The sequence below is a fragment of the Arthrobacter sp. Soil736 genome (genome assembly GCF_001428005.1).
GTDB lineage: Bacteria > Actinomycetota > Actinomycetes > Actinomycetales > Micrococcaceae > Arthrobacter.
Genome location: NZ_LMSB01000045.1, coordinates 68,999 through 87,429 on the forward strand (window position 1 = coordinate 68,999; position 18,431 = coordinate 87,429).

Sequence of the window (18,431 nt, forward strand, 5' to 3'; positions counted from 1 at the left end):
CGGCTGCCGTGTTCGGCGCTTCGTGCCCGTGAGGAGCACACCGGAGCTGACCAGCTATCCGCCCAGTATTTTGCGGGGTGGTGACCGGAATGCCCAGGAGCACGGTGATCACCGCCGTGAAGACCACTATGGAGGCATTGCGGCAGGCGGGCGCAGTGGCAGCCGAGGGGAGAAATAGCCGCGGGTAGAATTTGGCCGCGGGTAGAATTTTAACCGTGCCTGCTTACCTGGATCATGCCGCCACCACGCCCATCGCCGCCGAGGCCCTGGCCGCGCTGACGCGTGAACTGGCGCGGACCGGAAACCCGTCGTCCCTCCACGGTGCGGGCCGACGCGCGCGGCGGTCCGTGGAGGACTCGCGGGAGATCATTGCCTCGGCGGCAGGGGCTCATCCGTCGGAGGTCATCTTCACCTCAGGCGGCACCGAGGCGGACAACCTCGCAGTCAAGGGTCTCTATTGGTCCCGGCGGGGCGAGGATCCGCGCCGGCGGCGCATCCTGTGCACCGCCGTCGAACACCATGCCGTTCTGGACACGGTCGAATGGCTGGAACGCCACGAGGGGGCCGAGGTGTCCTGGCTTCCGGTGGACCCGGAAGGCGTGCTGGACCTCGAGGCGTTTCAGGCCGAGCTGCTCCGGGATCCCGGGTCGATTGCCCTGGTCACCGTCATGTGGGCCAACAACGAGGTGGGCAGCATCCAGCCCATCCGGCAGGTCGTCGAGCTTTCCCGCGCGGCGGGTGTGCCCGTGCACTCCGATGCCGTGCAGGCGTTCGGGTCGGTTGCTGTGGACTTCAGGGCTTCCGGGCTGGACGCGATGTCCATTTCCGGCCATAAGATCGGCGGCCCCGTAGGCGTCGGGGCCCTCATCCTGGGACGCACGGTGAAGCTCACCCCCGTCCAGCACGGCGGGGGCCAGGAGCGCGACGTCCGTTCCGGCACGCTGGACACCGCGTCCATCGCTGCCTTTGCCGCCGCGGCCGAAGCCGCCGCCAAAAACCTCCCGGCGGAGTCCGCCCGGATCGCCGGCCTGCGGGACCGTCTCATCGCGGGGGTGCAGGAAGCCGTGCCCGCCGCCGTGCTGCGCGGAGCGCGCGGGCCCGGCAGATTGCCCGGAAATGCGCACTTCACCTTCCCCGGGTGTGAGGGTGATTCCCTGCTCTTCCTCCTGGACCTCGCCGGCGTCGAATCGTCCACGGGCTCCGCCTGCACGGCCGGTGTTCCGCGCCCGTCGCATGTCCTCCTGGCCATGGGACTGGATGAGGAAACTGCCCGCGGCGCCCAGCGTTTCACCCTGGGGCACCCGTCATCGGATGAGGACGTGGACGCGCTGCTTGCGGCCCTCCCCGGAGCATATGCCCGCGCCCGGCAGGCAGGAATGGCCGGCCATGAGTCCTCCATCCAGACTGCCGCCACCGTTGCCCGTCAGGGTTCGGGAATCAGCTGATCAAACGGGACTGCCGCATCCGCCAGGGTGGCCGCGGCCACTTCTGAGCGGGCCGAGATAAGGGCCTTGATGGTTTTCTGTGCGCCTGGCTTGCCGGAGCGCGGCCAGTTGACGTTCATCCCCGCCACCACACGCCCGTCCCGCCGCCAGAAGGCGACGAACTCCTTCGCTTCGAGGGAGCCGCGGATGACGGGAGCAGATCCCGCCGCGAGTGTGGGGAAACCTGAATACTCCATGCTGACGTCGAACTGGTCGGTGTAGAAGTAGGGAATGGCGTCCAGGGCGGCTTCCTGGCCGAGCATGGCCTTGCCCGCCACCTTGCCGCCGTTCAGCGCGTTGGCCCAGTGTTCGCTGCGGTGGTGCTCACCCGTGAACGGATGAAGCGCGTTGGCGACGTCGCCCGCCGCGAAAATATCCGGGGCGCTGGTCCGCAGTGAGGCGTCGGTGAGGACGCCGTTCCGGATCTCGAGGCCGGCCGAACTGGCCAGGGCGGTGTCCGGAACCACGCCCACAGCGATGACCACGACGTCGGCCGGCAGCTGCTCGCCCGAATCGGTCAGCACACCGGTGGCCCTGCCTGCCTGCCCCGTAATCTCCCGGGCGGACGCCGGCAGCCGGAATTGAACGCCGTTGTCCTCGTGCAGGGACCGGAAGAACCTGCCCAGGTCCGGACCGATCGCCCCGCCGAGCGGAACTTCCTCGAGCCCCAGCAGGGTTACTTCGTTGCCGTAGGTGCTCGCGGCCGCCGCCAGTTCCATTCCTATCCAGCCGGAGCCGATGAGGACCACCTTCCGGCCGCCGGCCGCGAGCTGCCCGCGCAGGCGGCGGCTGTCATCCAGCGTGCGGAACGTCGTGACGCCGTCGAGCCCGCTGCCGGGCAAGGGAATCTGCCGGGGCGTCGCCCCGGTGGCGAGCAGCAGGGCCCCGTACTGTTGCGACGTCCCGTCGGCGTAGCGGACCATATGGGCGGCAGGATCGACGTCTGTCACCGGAGTACCGAGGCGCAGGCCGACGTTGTTGTCGGCGTACCAGGTCTCCGGAACTACCTCGACGGCGTCCTCACCGGCTTTTCCCAGCAGGTATTCCTTGGAGAGCGGGGGCCTGATGTAGGGATGATGCGGTTCGGCTGCGGCGACGGTGATATTCCCCTGGAACCCTTCAGTGCGCAGCGTGCGCGCCGCGGTGGCGCCCGCCAGGCCTCCACCGGCGATGATGATGCTCTCAGGAGTCATGACCTGCTCGATTCGTCCGGTGGCCGCGAGCGGCCGCGTTCTAAAACCAGTACGTTTGACTTTAGAAGGGGGCAGTCGGCACGGTCAAGGGCATTTAGGGCCTGATTCGGCCGGGCGCTAGAATATACGGGCAAGCGGTGTGTCATCTGACGTGCGTGTCATCAGGGGTATGAACAGAGCTCCACACTGCGTTTCAGAATCCGGCGTTGCGAATCGCCGGCCGTGCCGCCATCAGACTACAGAAAGCCGAAATGCGAGTTCTAGCAGCCATGAGCGGCGGAGTCGACTCCGCCGTCGCCGCCGCCCGCGCCGTCGAGGCGGGGCACGACGTCGTCGGCGTTCACCTGGCGCTGTCCCGGATGCCGGGCACCCTGCGCACGGGCAGCCGGGGCTGCTGCACCATCGAGGACTCGCGCGACGCATGGCGCGCCTGCGACGTTCTGGGAATCCCTTACTACGTGTGGGACTTTTCCGAGCGGTTCAAGGAAGACGTGGTCCAGGACTTTATCGATGAGTACGCTGCCGGCCGGACGCCGAACCCCTGCATGCGCTGCAATGAGCGCATCAAGTTCGCGGCGCTCCTGGAGAAAGCCATCGCCCTGGGCTTCGACGCCGTCTGCACCGGCCACTACGCGAAGGTGATCAAGGACGCCGACGGCAACCCCGAGCTGCATCGCGCCGCCGACTGGGCCAAGGACCAGAGCTACGTCCTTGGCGTGCTGACCCATGAGCAGCTGAGGCATTCGATGTTCCCCCTCGCGGACACCCCCTCCAAGGCCGAGGTCCGGGCCGAAGCGGAACGGCGCGGCCTGTCCGTCGCCAACAAGCCGGACAGCCATGACATCTGCTTCATCCCGGACGGGGACACCGCCGGCTGGCTCGCCGAGAAAATCGAGATGACCACCGGCGACATCGTTGACGAAACCGGGTCCAAGGTCGGCGAGCACCCGGGGGCCAACGCCTTCACCGTTGGCCAGCGCCGCGGCCTCAAGCTCGGCCGGCCGGCTGCCGACGGCAAGCCCAGGTTCGTGCTGGAAATCCGGCCGAAGGAAAACAAGGTGGTGGTCGGGCCGGAGGCGCTGCTCGCCATCGACGAGATCCGCGGCATCAAGGTTTCCTGGGCAGGGCTGCCCATCGCCGAGGTGGGCACGGGGGCGGAGTTTGACTGCTACGCGCAGGTGCGCGCCCATGGCGATCCCGTCCCCGCGACGGCGCGCATCGAACGGATTGCCGATGACGCCGGAGTGCTTCGCGACAGCCTCGTGGTGACGCTGACGGATCCACTGCGCGGAGTCTCGCCCGGACAGACGGTGGTCCTGTACCAGGGCAGCCGTGTCCTGGGCCAAGCCACCATCGACGCCGCGCGTTCCCTGCAGCGCGCTGAGCTGTAGTAAGGCGCACCCCTGAATTGACCTGAGTTTCGGACCACGTAACGGCCGGCGGATTCCCGCCGGCCGTTTTTCGTACCCGCGAGTAGGTCCGAAACATTTCCTAGGCCCCAATATGGTAAATTTTGTGTCTCATCTCACAAGATGCCACGTTTCACCGGGCAACCGTCTGGTTCAATCAAGGCATCAGGACAGCGTGCCGCCCGCACGATACATGCCGGGCCGCGCGCGCACTCATCGAACAGAAAGTTCACAGATGGCAATGAACAAAAAGGCCTTGCAGGGCGCTATCGCGTTCGCAGGCATTTCCGCTTTCGCACTGACTGCCTGCACGGGCCCCTCCGGCGGCGGCGGAACATCCACCGGCAGCGCTGGCGGTGGCACCATCACGTACGGCACCACCGACAAGGTGGTTACTCTCGATCCGGCCGGTTCCTACGACGCCGGCTCCTTCATGCTCATGAACCAGATCTATCCGTTCCTCATGAACTCCAAGCCCGGATCTGCGGAGGCCAGCCCCGACATCGCCGAATCTGCGTCCTTTACGAGCCCCACGGAGTACACCGTCAAGCTCAAGCCGGGCCTTAAGTTTGCCAACGGCCACGCGCTCACGTCCTCGGACGTCAAGTTCTCCATCGACCGCGTGGTCAAGATCGCCGACCCCAACGGCCCGGCTTCGCTGCTCTCGAACCTGAAATCGGTCGCGGCCAAGGATGATTCCACGGTCGTCTTTACGCTTAAAGCGGCCAACGACCAGGTCTTCCCGAGCGTGCTCGGTACCAACACCGGCCCCATCATCGATGAAGAGGTCTTTCCGGCGAACAAGATCATGGGCGATGACGACATCGTCAAGGGCAAGCCCTTCGCGGGTCAGTACACGATCGAGAGCTACAAGAAGAACGAGCTCGTCAGCCTCAAGGCCAACCCGGACTACCAGGGGCTGCTCGGCAAACCCGCCAATGACGGCGCAAGCATCAAGTACTACGCCGACTCCAACAACCTGAAGCTGGACGTGCAGCAGGGCAACATCGACGTCGCCGGCAGGGTCCTGACGGCAACTGACGTAGCGGACCTCGAGAAAGACGCGAAGGTCAAGGTCCACAAGGGCCCGGGTGGCGAGCTGCGCTACATCGTGTTCAACTTCGACACCATGCCCTTCGGCGCAAAGTCCGCCGACGCCGATCCCAAGAAGGCCCTCGCAGTGCGCCAGGCCATGGCCAACATTGTGGACCGCGACGCCATCGCCACCCAGGTCTACAAGGGCACCTACCTGCCGGCGTACTCCGTCGTTCCGGATGGACTGCCGGGTGCGGCCCAGCCGCTCAAGGAAATGTACGGCGACGGCAACGGCAAGCCCGATGTTGAAAAGGCCAAGAAGGCATTCGCCGACGCCGGAATTTCCGGCACCGTCACCATCAAACTGCAGTACAACCCGGACCACTACGGCAAGTCCTCCGGCGATGAGTACGCCATGATCAAGGAACAGCTCGAGAAGTCCGGCCTGTTCAAGGTGGAGCTGCAGTCCACGGAGTGGGTCACCTACTCCAAGGCACGCACCGCGGACGCCTACCCGGTCTACCAGCTTGGCTGGTTCCCGGACTACTCCGACGCGGACAACTACCTGACGCCGTTCTTTATCCCGGGCAACTTCCTCAAGAACCACTACGAGAACCCGTCTGTCACTGACATCATCAAGAAGGAACTGGTCACAGCTGACAAGACCGAGCGCGAAAAGCTTCTCGGTGACGCGCAGTCGGCCGTCGCCAAGGACCTTTCGACGTTGCCGTTGCTGCAGGGCGCCCAGCTGATGGTGGCCGGCGCGGATGTCAAGGGCGTGGAACGAACGCTGGACCCGTCGTTCAAGACGCGTCTCGGTGTGATCTCCAAGTAGGACCTGACCCCATCAGGTCCTGTCCGGCTTAGGAGGCGGGACGCCTAGCCGGCGTCCCGCCTCTTCTGCTGGATGCACAGTAGATCCGGGGAGGCCCGTTGCCCCCGGAAACGTCAACTTTAGGCAGTAATGACAACTCTGATTGAGGCGCCGCCAACCGACGCCGACGGCCTTCTGCCGTCAAAGAAAAAGAAGTCCGGTGGGGGACTGGGCGAGTACATCATGATCAGGTTCCTTCTGATCTTTCCAACCATTTTCATCCTGGTCACCATGGTGTTCTTCCTGATGAGGATCACCGGTGATCCCATCACGGCCGCCATGGGCGGCCGGCTCCCCCCGGAGCAACTGCAGGAGCGGATCCACGCTGCGGGCTACGACCGCCCGCTCCTGATCCAATACTTCGAATACCTGGCCCAGCTCGCCACCGGGAATTTCGGAACCACCCTCTCTGACAACCGCAAGGTGACGGAGATGCTCGCCACCTATGGTTCGGCCACCCTTGAACTGACGATCAACGCCCTGATTGTGGCGCTCCTGGTCGGCATACCCTTCGGCATGATTGCTGCGCACCGCCGCGACCACCTGCCCGACGCCGTGCTGCGCGTGTTCGCGATCCTCTGCTACGCCACGCCGGTATTCTTCGCGGGCCTGCTGCTCAAACTGACGTTCTCAGTGTGGCTCGGCTGGCTTCCGGTGGCGGGGCGGGCCAAGACGTCCAGCGAACTGGCACTGACAGCCCTGCAGGCACCCACCGGCATCTATTGGCTCGATGCAATCCGCAGCGGCAATATGGCCGCTCTGGGCGACGTGATGGCGCATGCCGTCTTGCCCGCGACTGCCCTGGGACTCCTGACGGCCGGCATCTTCCTCCGGCTGGTCAGGACCAACGTGATCGGCACGCTCGGCCGGGACTACATCGAGGCAGGGCGGTCCCGCGGGGTCAGCGAGTTCCGACTCGTCACCAAACACGCCTATAAGCCTGCGCTCATCCCCATCATCACCGTGATGGGTCTCCAGATCGCCGTGATGCTCGGCGGCGCAGTGCTGACGGAAAAGACCTTCGAATGGCAGGGCCTGGGCTTCCAGCTGGCCAACTACCTGACAGCCCGCGACTTTGTTGCGGTCCAGGGCATCGTGGTGCTCCTGGCTGTCATCGTGGCCGTCACCAACTTCATCGTGGACATCGTGGCCGCGCTGATCGATCCCCGCGTGAGGTACTGACATGAGCACGAATGTTCCGGTGGAAACCACCGTGGATCACAGGGCGCCGCTGTTCAAGCGGCTCCCCGTCATTTCGCATTTCAACAAGAGTGTGGGGTTGCAGCGGGGGATGCTCGTCATTGGCCTCGTCCTGACCGGGACGTTCCTGTTGACCGCCATCTTTGCACCGCTGATTGCCCCCTACGGATATGCCCAGCTTTCCGACGCCGACGGCAGCTTCCCCACGCAGGAGCCGCCCGGCGGCAAGCATCTTTGGGGCACTACCGTCGGCGGTTACGATGTCCTTTCCCGGGTCGTGTGGGGTTCCCAGACGGCTGTCCTCGTGATCGTCGTGGCCGTAGTGCTGTCCATCTTCGCCGGCGTCATCCTGGGTTTGGTGAGCGGCTACATGGGCGGCTGGCTGGACCGCATCCTCGTCGTCGTCGCGGACGCCATTTATGCCTTCCCGTCGCTGCTGGTGGCCATTGTTATGGCCATCGTCATCAGCGGCGGCCAGTCGAGCCTCTTCGGCGGCGTCCTGGCTGCCGCCATCTCCATCACCGTGGTGTTCATCCCCCAGTACTTCCGGGTCATCCGGGCCGAGACCATCCGGCTTAAGGCTGAGCCCTTCGTCGAATCGGCCAAGGTGGTGGGCGCATCGAGTATCCGCATCATGAGCAGGCACATTTATGGGAACGCCACGCGGACGCTTCCGCTGATCTTCACGCTGAATGCCTCCGAAGCAATCCTGACCCTTGCCGGCCTTGGCTTCCTGGGATTCGGCATCGAACCCTCTTCGGCCGCTGAATGGGGCTTCGACCTCAATAAGGCCCTGGCGGACACAACCTCCGGCATCTGGTGGACAGGTGTATTCCCCGGTCTCGCGATCGTCTGGACCGTGCTGGGCCTCACCCTGGTGGGCGAGAGCATCAACGACCTGAACGATCCGCGCCTTCGCGGCCGCAAGAAGGCTGCCTCCGGCAAGGGCGGACCGGATTCGACCGCCGCTGCCCAGGCAGCCGTCGCAGCAGAAGTGAGAGGCTCATGACCGTTAATATCGACAGGAGAGGCACCGGCGCAGGCCCGGTCCTCGACATTAGCCACCTCGAGGTCACCTTCGCCACAGACGCCGGCGATGTGTATGCCGTCAAGGACGTCAGCCTCGAGGTCAACCCCGGAGAGGTCCTCGCCATCGTGGGCGAATCCGGCTCCGGCAAGACAGTCACCGCGAAGACCATCCTCGGCCTGCTGCCCGAAACGGCCACCCGCCGCGGAGCTGTGCTGATCAACGGAAACAACGTCATCAGCGTCAGTGCCAGGGAGCTCCGGCAGATCCGGGGACGGGACGTGGCAATGGTCTTCCAGGAGCCGTCCACGGCCCTGAACCCGGTATTCACCGTCGGCTGGCAGATCGCCGAAGGCATCCGGGCGCATGCAGGCGGTCCCGGCGGCAAGCGGGTCTCCGCCAGGGACGCGAAGGCCAGGGCCATCGAAGCCCTCCGCAAGGTGGGGATTCCGGATCCGGAAACGCGGGTCAACTACTACCCCCACCAGTTCTCCGGAGGGCAGAAGCAGCGCGTGGTCATCGCCGCTGCCCTCGCGCTGAATCCGGGCCTCATCGTGGCGGATGAACCCACCACGGCCCTGGATGTCACTGTCCAGGCCGAGATCCTGGAGCTCCTGCGGGATCTGCGGGACAAGTACGGGACTTCCATCGTGCTGATCACGCACAACATGGGAGTCGTGGCCGATCTCGCGGACCGCGTCGTGGTGATGTACCAGGGCGACGTCGTGGAGGAGGCGTCGGTAAAGACCCTGTTTGCCGAACCGCGGCAGGACTACACCAAGAAGCTGCTGGCGGCCGTCCCTCACCTCGGCCGAAATTCGGCCTCGGCAGGGATGACTGAACGGGCCCACCAAGCCGGCAAGGTATTGGTGGAGGCCAAAGGCCTGACCATCGAGTACCCGGGCCGGCTGGGCAGCCCCGCCTTCAAGGCCGTGGACGGGGTCAGCTTCACGGTGTCCGAGGGTGAGGTCTTTGGCCTCGTGGGCGAATCAGGGTCCGGCAAAACCACCATCGGCCGTGCCATTGCGGGGCTCAACCGCACAACCGGCGGAAGCCTCAGCGTGCTGGGCTACGAGATGCTCAACCTTAAGGAGCGGACCTTCAAACCGCTCCGCAAGGACATTGGATTCGTGTTCCAGGACCCGGCAGCGTCGTTCAATCCCCAGCTGACCATCGGGGACTGTGTGGCGGAGCCGCTGATCATCCACACAAAACCGTCGCCGGCGCAGGTCCGCAAGCGCGTAGGCGAGTTGCTCGAATCGGTGCAGTTGCCGGCGTCGTACGCTGACCGCTTTCCGCACGAGCTGTCCGGCGGGCAGCGCCAGCGAGCATCGCTGGCACGGGCCCTGATCCTCAACCCGAAGCTGCTGATCGCCGACGAGCCAACCTCCGCGCTGGACGTTTCGGTGCAGGCGAAGGTGCTGGAGCTGTTCAAGGAAATCCAGCAGGAGTTCGGGTTTGCGGCCCTGTTCATCAGCCACGACCTGGCTGTGGTGGACATGCTTTCGCACTGGGTGGGCGTGCTGTACAAAGGCAAGCTGGTTGAACAGGGGATCGGCCATCACGTCATGGGCGCGCCCCGGCACGACTACACCAAGCGACTCATCGCGTCGCTCCCGGTCCCGGATCCGGCCGAGCAGGCCAAGCGCAGGGAGGGCCACCGCGCCCTCCTGGGCATCTAGCCGCAGCTCCGGTAGAACAGGCCTGCCCATCCGCCACCCGTGGCGGATGGGCAGGCCTGTCTGCGTTCAGGTGATTGTGCGCAGCTTATTCGGAGACCACCTTGATGTTGAACACGCGGCCGCCCTGCCGAAGGAAGATGCGGAGCCACAGCGGAAGCCACATCTCCATCCCCCCGCGCCGCTTCGAGGGGACCCAGGTCCCTGATGTGTTCCGGCCGCCAGCCGAATTCCCGCAGGAGCCCGGCCACCACTTCCTTGGCCCCGGCGTCGTCGCCGGCCATGAACACGTCATGGTCGCCGCCGGCCAGGCGGTCCGGAGCCACCATGACGTCGGCCCGCATGGTGTTCAGGGCCGTGACCACGCGGGCCGTGGGGAAGGACCGCTGGATGGTTTCCGCGAGGCTGTCCGTATTCGAGATGGCGAGCGACGGCGGGAAGCCCGCCGAATGGTCCAGCGGATTCGCCACATCAATGAGCACCTTGCCGTCCAGGTTCCTCGTGCTGGCGGCGGCCAGCACTTCCAGCGATACGGCTCCGGGAGTCGCGTTGATGATCACTTCGCCGTCCGCGGCGGCGTCGAAGAACGTGGCGGCCTTCGCATGTGGGCCGGCGCCGGCGGCCCACTCCACCGCCGCCTCGGTGGGTGGCACTCCGGGACCCGATGGTGACATGGTGGCCCGTCTGGACCAGTTTTCCGGCCAGGGTCCTGCCCACCGGGCCGGTGCCAAGAACTGCAATCCTCATGTCCAACCTCCATCACTGGTCTGTTATGTAACGCTTACATTGTCCGCCCCTCCGGCGCAGTGGCGGATGCCCGGACCCGGCCGTGCGGACCCTGACATCGGCCGCTTAACACCGGCGGAGTTTCCGGCAGTGCCCATAGACTGGATCCATGACCGAGCTAAACCATGATCTGCCTGACACCGACTCCTACGACCCGGCCGCGAGTTCCCTCGCCGGGCACGTGGATCCTTCAGTGATGGCCGAGCTGCTGTCGATCCGGTCGAGCATCGACAACATCGATGCAACGCTCGTGTACCTCCTGGCGGAACGGTTCAAAGCGACCCAGAAGGTGGGCTTCCTTAAGGCGGCACACCGGCTTCCGGCGGGTGATCCCGGGCGTGAGACCGCCCAGATCGCCAGGCTGCGGCGGCTCGCCGAGGATGCACAGCTGGACCCCGCCTTCGCGGAAAAGTTCCTGAACTTCATCATCGGCGAGGTGATCCGGCACCACGAGGCGATCGCCGAGGACCACAACGCAGCCGGCGGCAACCACAGGCCCGACGGCGGCGGCGCGTCAGCCGGAGCCGCAGCAGGCCCGTCCGCAGCTGGCCCATCCGCCTCGTTCAGCGCCTAAGCCGTGACTGAAGCAGCAACGTCACCGCAACGGCAGGTGACCGCCACCGCCCTCGGGCCATGGCCCGGGCAGGACCCGGTCGAAGCCACCAGGATCATCCGCGGGGAACTTGGCAGCCCGCATCTTCCGTTCCTTGCCGAGCTCCCCGGCCGGGGAGTGGGCGCGGACGCCATCGGCCGGACGGCGTCCCTGCTCGTGGAGATGGCAGTGGATGTCCAGCCCCATGGCTGGCGCATCGTCGACCGGCCCGGGCGTGACCTCATCCGGGCCAGGTCGGCGCTTTCCACGGATATCAACGTGCTCGCCGATGTCGCCGGAGAAGAGGACGGCCAGGCTGCCGCTGAATTCAAGGTCCAGCTGCGGGGGCCGCTGAGCCTGGCCGCCGGACTGCACCTCCACAACGGCGAACGGGCCCTGATCGACTACGGTGCACGCCGCGACATTGCAGCCTCCCTTGCCGCCGGCGTTGGCGAGCACCTCACCCGTGTGTCCGCTGCCGTGCCGGGTGCACGGCTCGTGGTGCAGCTCGACGAACCGGACATCGCCTCCGTCCTGGCCGGCACCATTCCCACCTCCAGCGGCTACCGGACGCTGCGGTCCGTCGCCGGGCAGGAAGTGACGGAGCTGTGGCGCGTGGTGATTGACGCCGTCCGCGACGCCGGGGCCACCGAGATCGTCGTCGCCGTCCCGGAGATTGAGGCCCCGTTCGACAGGATCCTGGCGGCCGGCGCTGACGGCATTGCCGTTCCGCTGAAGGCGCTGACATCCCGCCAGTGGGAACAGTTGGCCGAAGCGGTTGAAGCCGGCAAGAGGGTCTGGGCCGGCGCCCTGCGCGTGGACAACCCTGCTGCCGAGCTGCCCAGGGTCGCCGACGTCGTGGATACGGTACGGCGCCCCTGGCAGCAGCTGGGGTTGCCGTTGGCGGCGCTGGGGACGCTCCGGATCACGCCGTCAGGTGGGCTTGAGGAGCACACGCCCAAGGCCGCGACGGCGGTGCTCACGCGCCTGACGCAGGCGGCCGACGGCCTGAACCAGCTGGCGCTCGGCTGAGGCGTCAGGTCCGTTGTTCCCAGCGGTCCGGCCTGGCATGCGACGGGAGGAAGCCTGGCGCCGAACTCCCGCCCTGATACGACTCCAGCCGGTAATCGAAGTGCCCGGCATAGACCAGGACCAGCCCGACCTGCGGCTGGATCACCTTCACCTGGATCCGGTGCCTGCCGTGCGCTCCTTCTGAGGGGTCCCACCACTGCTCGGCATAGGCTTTGGCATCGAGACGCGCCGGCAGCTGCACGCGCAGCGGCCCCAGGAACAGGCGGGACGCCTCGGAGACCCCCCGGAGCCGGCCCTCCGCCGTCGCGCTCAGGTTCAGGTCGGTGACCAGCCGTCGGTACCTGCCCACATAGTCCACGAGCCGCGCCGCTCCGGAGGGATCGCCGGGGCCGGCGGTGCGCACGCTGGTGGTGTCCTGGAAAATCCGGGTGCGGCCGGGAAAGAAGATCTGCCGGCGGGCGGTCAGGCTCGAGCGGCCGAACGGGTCCAGATGCGCATGGTTTTCGATCCGGAAGGGCACGCCCTCGCCGTACTCCGGAAAGAACGCCTCCTCGTTGGCGGTCAACCCCAGCAGCGGCCGCAGCCAGCGCTGCCGGCAGCCCACGACGTCGAACACGCCTTCGCCGACGCCGTAGCGGCCGGATCCGGGAGCCAACGAAAAGTAGTCCTGAAGTTCGGGCTGAAGGCGGGCGAAGCCGGCACCCATGGCCTGCTGGTAGATCGGCATGTTCACGGGGGACCTCCTGATGGGCTGATCTGCTGAACTGAATCCTAGCTGCCGCTCACAGCCGGCCCGCCGCCTTGAGCCGGATGTAGGTGTCAGCCAGCGCAGGGGGCAGCTGATGGGGCTCCGCGTCCACAACCTCCACGCCCAGGTGGCGGAGCTGCAGGCTCACCGCCGCCCGCTCCAGCAGGGCGCGTTCCGCAGCCGCCGCGCGGAACACTTGTGCCGCCGTCGTCCGTTCCCGCAGCATTTCGCCCAGCATCGGATCGCGGACTGAGGCCACCACGACTACGTGCTGCTGAGCCAGCCGCGCGGCCATCGGAATGAGCCCCTCCTCCGGAGCGCCGCCGTCGAGCGACGTCAGCAGCACCACGAGTGAGCGGTGCGCGGAAACGGCCCGGACCTGCCCGGGAATCTGTGCCCAGTCAAGCTCGATCAGTTCCGCTTCGAGGGGCGCCATGGCCTGCACGAGCTGACCCAGCAGGTTTCCGCCGGCAGCCGTTCCTGCCCTGGCACGGGTCCGGCGGTCGAAGGCGAAGAAGTCCACCCGGTCCCCGCCCCGTTCGGCGAGGACGGCCAGCAGCAGTGCCGCCTCGATTCCCGTGTCCAGGCGCGGTTCGTCGTTGATGCGCGCGGCAGCGGTCCGCGACGTGTCCAGCATGATCACCACCCGCCGGTCACGTTCCGGCCGCCACGTGCGGACCACGACGGCGGACCGCCTCGCCGTGGCGCGCCAGTCGATGGAGCGGACATCGTCGCCGCGGACGTAGTCGCGGAGGGAATCGAACTCGGTGCCGGCGCCGCGGATCTGGACGGCGGCTTTGCCGTCCAGTTCCCGGAGCTTCCGCAACTTCGAGGGGAGGTGGCGGCGCGAGTTGAACGGCGGCAGCACGCGGACCGATCCCGGGCACTGCACGGTTTTTTGGCGTGCGGCCAGGCGGAGCGGGCCGAAGGATCGAAGGGTGACGTGCGGCGCGGTGAGATCGCCCCTCCTGACGGGCCGCAGCCGGACGGTCAGACGCCGTCTTTCGCCCGGCGGGACCTCTGATTCCTGGACCGGGTTCACCGCCCCGGCGGACGGTTGCCAGGCGTCCCGAACCACTCCCCTCAGCGCCCGTTTCCCGGTGTTGTGAACCGTGAGCACCGACTCGGCGGTGCCGGCCAAGGTGACGTTGCCGGGCGCGGACCGCTCGACGGCAACGTGCGCCAGTGATGCGGCCAGGCCCAGGTCCAGCAGGACCAGCGCGGCAAGCACAAGGACCACCGCCAGCGCAGCTTCCCACCCGGGGAAAAAGAGCACAGGACACAGTCCGGCCAGGGCCAGGAGCACCAACCTCCCCGAAATTGCCATCGGCTCAGCGGGGGACAGGTACGGACGTCAGGATGCTTCCCAGGACATCGTCGGCCTGGACGCCGTCCATGAGTGCCTCGGGCCGGAGCACCACGCGGTGCCGCAGGCACGGAAGGGCGAGCGCCTTGACGTCATCCGGGGTGACGAAATCGCGGCCGGACAGCCAGGCCCAGGCCCGTGATGCGTTCATCAGGGCAGTGGCTCCGCGGGGCGATACGCCCAGCTGGAACGAGGGGGCTGAACGGGTAGCGCGGACAAGGTCCACGATGTAGCCCATGACTTCGGGCGCCACAGTCACGGCCGCCACAGCGCGGCGGGCCCGCTCCAGCTCGTCCGCGCCCGCCACCGGACGGATGCCCGCGGCGGCCAGGTCACGGGGGTCGAAGCCGGCGGCATGCCGGCGGATGACCTCGATTTCGGCGGAACGGTCCGGCAGGGGCATGGTCAGCTTGAGGAGGAACCGGTCCAGCTGCGCTTCCGGCAGGGGATAGGTGCCTTCGTACTCCACCGGGTTCTGCGTGGCCGCAACGATGAAGGGCACGGGAAGCAGCCGCGACACACCGTCCACGGAGACCTGGCGCTCCTCCATGGCCTCCAGGAGCGAGGCCTGGGTCTTCGGCGGGGTCCTGTTGATCTCGTCTGCCAGGAGCATGTTGGTGAAAACCGGCCCCTCACGGAAACTGAAGTCGGAATTGGCCGCGTCGTAGACGAGGGACCCGGTGACGTCGCCCGGCATGAGGTCCGGCGTGAATTGCACGCGCTTGGTGTCGAGGCTCAGGGCCGCGGACAGCGCGCGGACCAGCAGCGTCTTCGCCACGCCCGGGACCCCTTCGAGCAACACGTGGCCGCGTGACAAGAGGGCGATCAGCATGCCGGTGACTGTGGATTCCTGCCCGACGACGGCCTTGGCCACCTCGTGCCGCACATCGAGGAGTGCCTGGCGGACCGGGTCGGGCGCCCGGTAAGCGGACGGTCCGGTCAAGGTGGTCACCGGGGCATCGCCGTAGTTCCCGGGAACATCGCCGGTTGGTTGGTCGCTCATGTAGTGGTTACCTCTTTCTCTAGTACCGCAAGCTCCTGGGCCCAACTCACGAGCTGGGCTTCCGTTTGCGGGCGGCGGTGCAGGATGCGATATGTGTCGGCAGGGTCGCGGTCCAAGTGCCTGGCCGCGGCCGACGCCACGTCAGCGGATTCCACGCCAGCCCCAAGCCGAAGGGATCCGGCAAGGCGGACCAGGGTCCCTGCCCGGAGATTGTCCGCCGCCCGGTCCACGGCGTGCGCATCGTGGTACAGGCGGGCCCTGCCCTCGGCCGTTTCGGCGGCCTTGACGGTAACCGGCAGGGGCTCGAAGACCAGCGGCCCGAGGCGCCTTCCCCGCCAAAAGACCGCCAGCAGCGCCACGAAGGTGAGCCACGGGCCCAGGACGGCCGCCCAGTCCGGGGCGAGGTCGTCCAGGGTTTTGGGGGACGCCGCGGTGCCAAGGTCCGCCACGCCCGGCAGGTACCAGACGAGGTGACTTTGGCTGCCCAAGGTCCGCAGGGTCAGGGCCGCGTTGCCGTTTTCGTCCAGCAGGCGGTTGTTGATTATCGCCGTGCTGCCGAGGACCACCAGCTTTCCGTTCTCCGCCGAGGAGTAGAGCCCGCGCACGTTGCCGGCAACCCCGTAGCAGACACTGCCGCCGGTGTAGAGGAAGCCCTGGTCGGCGCTGACTGCCCCCGCCGCCTCGGCATCGGCAACGGAACACCCCGGCTCCAGCGTGGTTGCCGGCTCCGGAACCACACCGGCCTGTCGGACGGTGGCACCCAGACCGGACAGGGTGGCGAGGCGCGGCGAGACGACCACCAGGCGGTCGGTGGCTGCCAGCAATTGGGGGAGCCGTTCAGGCTGCAGGAAACCGCGCTGATCATAGAGCAGGACGGTGGATCCGCTGCCCTCCCGGCGGGTAGCAGCAATTGACGCCAGTGTTTGCTCGAAGGACTCGGACTGCTCGACAGTTACGCCATGGCGGCCCAGAATTTCAGCCGCGGCCTTGGCGCCGTTCGGTGCAGGGTTTCGGATGGACAGCTCGGTGGAATCGGCCCGCGGTGACAGTTGCATGGTGAGGATCACGGCGAGGGCGGCGACCATGGCCAGGCTAAAGACGAACCGCGCCCGGTGCCGCCGGATCCAGCGGGGAAACCTCCGCGCATCCACGCCGGGGACGGGCCCGCCGCTGACGGATTCGCTGCCGCCAGGTGGGTGGACCAGCTGCGGGGCTGTCACTTCGGCACCGCGAGCCCGGCGGAAGCGCTGTCCGCATAAGTCGGCGTGAGGGAGTCAAGGGTCGAGTCCAGGTCGGCCATGGCGGCGTGGTCGGCTGCCTCGGCGCTGCTGCTTCCGTAGCGCACGGAGTCAAACACGCGTGCCGCTTCTGCCAGCCTCCCGGCCGCCGGCCGGAACACGCGTGAGAGCTGTTCGGCAGCTTCGTCCGCTGTGCGGCCCGGCTGGGGCTCGAGGACCGCCCGGTCTTCGGCGGAGCGCACCAGGGCGCGAAACTGATCGACGACGGCGGCCGGCCAGTCGCCGCGGGCCGCTGCGGCTGCCGCTTGGCGGCGGTACGCTGCGGCGGTGACCCCGTCGTCGGCGTCGAATACTTCTTTCGGCGCCCGGCGACGGGTGTTGAGCCGCGGCCGGGCCAGGATGATGGCCACGCCCAGCAGGACAGCGATGCCTATGCCGATGAGAGGGGCCGTTGGAGTGCCCTCGGCCGTTGCCTGACCGTCGCCTAATGACTGCAGCCAGTCCAGGAATTGCCGCCAGAGTTCGGCAAGCCAGTCCGGTTCGGCATCCCTATACTCCCGTTTGGACAACTCCTCCACGGCCCAGCGCCGCGCCTCGTCCCGGTCGGGCTGCACAGGAGGTTCGGCGGCCAGCAGGATCAACGCGGAGCCGGGCCAATCGGCGGCGAAAAGCGCCTGCCGGGCGTTCATCCGCGCATCGGAGGAGCGCCCGACGGCGGGGGCCAGCCCGCCGCGGGCCCAGCGGAACCGGCGCCGTAAACAGGGACTCCGCGGCCAGGGACCCCGCCGTCGTCCGCCCCGGTTTCCAGCAGCCGGAGCAGCGCGATATCCAGGCCGTCCTTGCGCATGCGCAAGTCCATGTACAGCAGGGCCATGACTGACGTCTGGAAGGCGAATCCCACGGCACCGGCCAGGGCCGAAACAAGAGCAGAGGCCACGGCGACCACGACTCCGATGGCCGCGGCCTGGCCCGCGGCGTCGTGCGGGGCCACCACCCCGGTGAACAGCCCGGAAAGGACGCTGACAGGGATGAGGACTATCCGGGCGATGACACCCACGAGGAGGGATACAACCAGGATGATGCCGAAGATGCGCCACCAGTTCCCGCGGGTGATGCTCCAGGAGCGCCGGATCCCGTCCAGCGCGCCGAGCTCTTCAATGATGATGGCCGCCGGGGCGACGGTCAGCTTCACGGCTACCCACATGAAGGCCGCAAGGAACGCGAGCCCCAATGGAAACAAGATTGCGAAGGACAGCACGCCTGCCGTGCCGACCAGCAGGATGGCGATCCCCGCGAACAGCGCCATGGCCAAGAGACCGGCCGCAGCCGCGATGGCGGCCATCCGCACCAGCGCCCAGGCGCGTCCGCGCGCCAGCAGCCACATCTGCCGGAAGCCCGTGCGCCGGTTCAGGATGGACCTGGCCACGGGAACCACCATGGCACCTTGGAGAACGGCGGAAATGAACACGGTCAGGACAGAGAAAACCGCGATGGCGCCAGCCACCGCCAAACCGAAGCCGGCCAGCTCGGAATTGCTTTGGGTCTGCAGCCAGGCGCCTATCGACGCCTCGGAGGTTGCCCCCGCTGCCGTCAGGACACCGGCGGCGACCGCGCCCAGGGCCTGGGCAAGGAGGCCCGCACCGAGCATGGCTTTGGGGTTTCGCCTGATGGTTTGGAACGATCCGTCCAGGATCTCGCCGAACATCAGCGGCCGGAGCGGCACTACGCCGGGCTTCGGCGGTGCGGCATAGGCAGGGTAGCCGGC

Annotated in this window: 16 protein-coding genes and 1 pseudogene; 8 read left to right on the plus strand and 9 right to left on the minus strand. The window is 67.1% G+C overall.

From position 1 onward, the window contains the following. The first annotated feature begins 215 nt into the window (after positions 1 to 215). The gene (locus ASG92_RS21500) at positions 216 to 1,445 is read left to right on the plus strand and encodes a cysteine desulfurase family protein (RefSeq protein WP_056633151.1); all 1,230 of its coding nucleotides are present in this window, start codon (positions 216 to 218) and stop codon (positions 1,443 to 1,445) included. Here ASG92_RS21500 and ASG92_RS21505 read toward each other — a convergent pair. Further along, positions 1,424 to 2,677, minus strand: a complete 1,254-nt coding sequence (locus tag ASG92_RS21505) for an FAD-dependent oxidoreductase (RefSeq protein WP_056633154.1) — start codon at positions 2,675 to 2,677, stop codon at positions 1,424 to 1,426. The genes ASG92_RS21500 and ASG92_RS21505 overlap by 22 nt on opposite strands. 251 nt (positions 2,678 to 2,928) lie before the next feature. Here ASG92_RS21505 and mnmA point away from each other — a divergent pair, with 251 nt between their 5' ends. From mnmA to ASG92_RS21530, 5 genes are all read left to right on the plus strand, one after another. Continuing rightward, complete coding sequence (mnmA, locus tag ASG92_RS21510; protein WP_056633158.1) at positions 2,929 to 4,068, plus strand: tRNA 2-thiouridine(34) synthase MnmA; 1,140 nt, start codon at positions 2,929 to 2,931, stop codon at positions 4,066 to 4,068. 253 nt (positions 4,069 to 4,321) lie between these two features. Next, complete coding sequence (locus ASG92_RS21515) at positions 4,322 to 5,956, plus strand: ABC transporter substrate-binding protein (RefSeq protein WP_056633160.1); 1,635 nt, start codon at positions 4,322 to 4,324, stop codon at positions 5,954 to 5,956. A 129-nt stretch (positions 5,957 to 6,085) separates the two neighbouring features. Next, positions 6,086 to 7,177: an ABC transporter permease gene (locus ASG92_RS21520; RefSeq protein ID WP_056633163.1), complete on the plus strand. Its 1,092-nt coding sequence runs from the start codon at positions 6,086 to 6,088 to the stop codon at positions 7,175 to 7,177. Position 7,178: 1 nt separating this feature from the next. After that, entirely contained in the window at positions 7,179 to 8,204 is a 1,026-nt protein-coding gene (locus tag ASG92_RS21525; protein ID WP_056633169.1) for an ABC transporter permease, read from the plus strand. After that, a complete protein-coding gene (locus ASG92_RS21530) occupies positions 8,201 to 9,904 on the plus strand; it encodes an ABC transporter ATP-binding protein (RefSeq protein ID WP_056633171.1) in 1,704 nt (567 codons plus the stop codon). The genes ASG92_RS21525 and ASG92_RS21530 overlap by 4 nt, the downstream gene beginning before the upstream one ends. Here the strand turns inward: ASG92_RS21530 and ASG92_RS21535 are convergent. Continuing rightward, on the minus strand, positions 9,901 to 10,554 hold the full coding sequence (locus tag ASG92_RS21535; protein ID WP_346763005.1) for an NAD(P)-binding domain-containing protein: 654 nt from the start codon (positions 10,552 to 10,554) through the stop codon (positions 9,901 to 9,903). The genes ASG92_RS21530 and ASG92_RS21535 overlap by 4 nt on opposite strands. Positions 10,555 to 10,594: 40 nt before the next feature. After that, a pseudogene (locus tag ASG92_RS30480) lies at positions 10,595 to 10,648 on the minus strand (hypothetical protein); the annotation flags it as partial. A 148-nt stretch (positions 10,649 to 10,796) separates the two neighbouring features. Here ASG92_RS30480 and ASG92_RS21540 point away from each other — a divergent pair. Together ASG92_RS21540 and ASG92_RS21545 are read left to right on the plus strand one after the other, a co-directional pair. Next, a complete protein-coding gene (locus ASG92_RS21540; RefSeq protein ID WP_240987245.1) occupies positions 10,797 to 11,261 on the plus strand; it encodes a chorismate mutase in 465 nt (154 codons plus the stop codon). A gap of 3 nt (positions 11,262 to 11,264) precedes the next feature. Then, entirely contained in the window at positions 11,265 to 12,311 is a 1,047-nt protein-coding gene (locus ASG92_RS21545) for a hypothetical protein (protein ID WP_056633173.1), read from the plus strand. Between the two features lie 4 nt (positions 12,312 to 12,315). Here ASG92_RS21545 and ASG92_RS21550 read toward each other — a convergent pair whose 3' ends face one another. The 6 genes from ASG92_RS21550 to ASG92_RS21575 are packed head-to-tail and all read right to left on the minus strand — an operon-like array spanning position 12,316 to position 18,389. Continuing rightward, positions 12,316 to 13,044: a DUF4166 domain-containing protein gene (locus ASG92_RS21550; protein WP_056633176.1), complete on the minus strand. Its 729-nt coding sequence runs from the start codon at positions 13,042 to 13,044 to the stop codon at positions 12,316 to 12,318. Positions 13,045 to 13,093: 49 nt separating this feature from the next. Continuing rightward, positions 13,094 to 14,386, minus strand: a complete 1,293-nt coding sequence (locus tag ASG92_RS21555) for a DUF58 domain-containing protein (protein ID WP_056633179.1) — start codon at positions 14,384 to 14,386, stop codon at positions 13,094 to 13,096. A gap of 4 nt (positions 14,387 to 14,390) precedes the next feature. Continuing rightward, positions 14,391 to 15,428, minus strand: coding sequence for a MoxR family ATPase (locus tag ASG92_RS21560; RefSeq protein WP_240987246.1), 1,038 nt, complete (start codon positions 15,426 to 15,428; stop codon positions 14,391 to 14,393). Further along, positions 15,425 to 16,648, minus strand: coding sequence for a DUF4350 domain-containing protein (locus ASG92_RS21565; RefSeq protein WP_240987247.1), 1,224 nt, complete (start codon positions 16,646 to 16,648; stop codon positions 15,425 to 15,427). Before ASG92_RS21565 ends, ASG92_RS21560 begins: the two co-directional genes overlap by 4 nt. After that, complete coding sequence (locus tag ASG92_RS21570) at positions 16,645 to 17,355, minus strand: DUF4129 domain-containing protein (RefSeq protein ID WP_056633183.1); 711 nt, start codon at positions 17,353 to 17,355, stop codon at positions 16,645 to 16,647. Before ASG92_RS21570 ends, ASG92_RS21565 begins: the two co-directional genes overlap by 4 nt. Further along, positions 17,352 to 18,389 (minus strand): hypothetical protein, encoded by a 1,038-nt coding sequence (locus ASG92_RS21575; RefSeq protein WP_157372376.1) that lies wholly within the window; start codon positions 18,387 to 18,389, stop codon positions 17,352 to 17,354. The genes ASG92_RS21570 and ASG92_RS21575 overlap by 4 nt, the downstream gene beginning before the upstream one ends. Between the last annotated feature and the right edge of the window lie 42 nt (positions 18,390 to 18,431).